The organism is Rodentibacter sp. Ppn85 (assembly GCF_001999335.1).
Classification (GTDB): Bacteria; Pseudomonadota; Gammaproteobacteria; order Enterobacterales; family Pasteurellaceae; genus Rodentibacter.
The window spans coordinates 1-1642 of the sequence record NZ_MLHS01000080.1; the positions used below are offsets into that span (position 1 = coordinate 1).

3 protein-coding genes are annotated in these 1642 nt (G+C 36.4%); all 3 read left to right on the forward strand.

What is annotated here, in order from left to right:
• The first annotated feature begins 220 nt into the window (after positions 1–220).
• Genes BKL51_RS11100 through BKL51_RS12190 form a run of 3 tightly spaced genes read left to right on the forward strand, consistent with a single transcriptional unit; the run spans position 221 to position 1420 of the window.
• Positions 221–442, forward strand: coding sequence for a hypothetical protein (locus BKL51_RS11100; RefSeq protein ID WP_077466728.1), 222 nt, complete (start codon positions 221–223; stop codon positions 440–442).
• Positions 390–749 (forward strand): hypothetical protein, encoded by a 360-nt coding sequence (locus BKL51_RS11805; RefSeq protein ID WP_143530618.1) that lies wholly within the window; start codon positions 390–392, stop codon positions 747–749. Before BKL51_RS11100 ends, BKL51_RS11805 begins: the two co-directional genes overlap by 53 nt.
• On the forward strand, positions 734–1420 hold the full coding sequence (locus BKL51_RS12190) for a glycoside hydrolase family 19 protein (RefSeq protein WP_233127130.1): 687 nt from the start codon (positions 734–736) through the stop codon (positions 1418–1420). The genes BKL51_RS11805 and BKL51_RS12190 overlap by 16 nt, the downstream gene beginning before the upstream one ends.
• Positions 1421–1642: the final 222 nt, after the last annotated feature.

Below are 1642 nucleotides of genomic sequence, written 5' to 3' on the forward strand. Positions count from 1 at the left end.
TCAATATGTGGATAAAAGCCGATTCAGTTGATCTAAATTAATAACTATATCGACCGCACTTTTATAAAGTGCGGTTATTTTTTGTTCTTTTAAAGCCAATATTGAATTGAAGTTAATTAGATAAACCGTTTACCAACAAGACCGGGAAAAGAAAGGGATTCAAGACAACTTCCTGTATGTTCCTCGCAGCAGTCCACTTTATAGCATAATGAACGATAAAGTGTTTGAACTGGAACAAACTCAAGTTGAAATTATGGTGCCCCTTGCCGATGTGGAAAAGCAAAGCGTAAAAGATAAACAAAATCCAAAGCAAACAAAAACCTATTACAATGTGCAGCCTTACCTTTATCAGCAAGTGGAACACAGCAAAGATAAGGATTCGGGGATTTATGTGGATGATAGTCACCAGACCCACGGTTTGCTTTTTCCGGGGGGGGAATAGTTATCAAGACCAAACAGATGAAATCAGTATTTTTAAGCATAAGATAGCAGACTATCTCGACCCGGCAAGCCCGCATTCAATGGAAGAAAAAGAGACATTGGAACCCGTGTTTAAAGACATATTGAAAGAGCTTGATTTGGCTAAAGAGGGGCAAGAAAGTCGGTTTGAGGCGGGAAAACTAAAAGGTTTGCTGCTTAATCCTGCGGAACAGCGACGTTTAACGGGAATTATCGTTCAGCATAAAGCGAGTGGGCAAGGAGCCAATCAACCAAATTTAATGAGCTTATTGCGTTGGCACAGAAATTAAATGACCAGGACGCAGCGGATAGAATTCAAAAACGGGTGAATGATTTGGTGATTGATTTGAAGGCGGAAGGATTTGATAGTGAGCGGAAGGCGTATTATATGCATCCGTTAGGGGTGATTGGGTGGTTGATTAAGAATAAAGGATTAATTGATCGAGATTTCTTTTTTAGCCAGTATGAAAAGCTATTTAAGAAGTTGACGAATTCTCAGAAACAGGCTCTGGAAAATATATTTACCGGTATTGAGGAATACGTTGAAGCTGATTCGTCATATATTTGTACTTTACCAAAAATTGCATACATGCTTGCGACTGCAAAACATGAAACAGGGCATACTTTTGAGCCGATTACCGAGAAAGGTGGTTTGTCATATTTTAATAAATATGATCCGGTGTTGGCTGATACACCAAAAAGAAGAGCAAGGGCAATAGATATGGAAAATACCCAGAAAGGAGATGGATATAAATATAGGGGGAGAGGTTATGTTCAACTTACCTGGAAGAAAAATTATAGAAAACCAGGAGAGTATTTAAAAAAAGATCTTGTTAATAACCCGGAGTTAGCTTTAGACCAAAAAGATGCAACAAAGATCATGATTTATGGTATGGAAACAGGGATGTTTACAGGGAAAAAATGTCTAATTATATTTCTAATAGTAATAAGGATTATTTAAATGCTAGACGTATAATCAATGGAACAGATAAAGCTTTAACAATAGCAGGGTATGCATCTAAATTAGAGGAGTGTTTAAGATGGTTGTAAAGTTAATTTTATCTTTAGTTGTTTTTTTGTTTTCTGATTTGGTATTTGCTGACTATGAAATAAAAGATAATAGAGTTTACTTAGAAGGAAAAGAAATAACAAATGATCTAATAAGTGAAGAGTTAAGTAGCTC